Source organism: Bradyrhizobium sp. 25ACV (genome assembly GCF_054863005.1).
Genome location: NZ_JAVAYO010000196.1, coordinates 1 through 238 on the forward strand (window position 1 = coordinate 1; position 238 = coordinate 238).

1 pseudogene is annotated in these 238 nt (G+C 70.2%); it reads right to left on the reverse strand.

The features are described from left to right. A pseudogene (locus RAD04_RS39130) lies at positions 1-238 on the reverse strand (hypothetical protein); the annotation flags it as partial.

The following is a 238-nucleotide window of genomic DNA, read 5'->3' on the forward strand; positions in this document are numbered from 1 at the left end:
GGGCATCGGCATCGGCGAGCGGGCGCTTGATGGCTGCCGCCAGCACGCTCGCGAGATCATCGATCAGTTCGTCACGCATCTCGCGCGCCCGCGCCGAGAGCGCCGGGCTCTCGGCGACGGTGCGCCAGAATTTCGCCGTTGCGTCGGTGAATTTCGCGAACGGATGCACGCGATCCGCCAGGCTGTGCACCAGCTTGCGGAGTGTCGCGATCGGCGCCTCGCCGGCCGGACGCTCGGC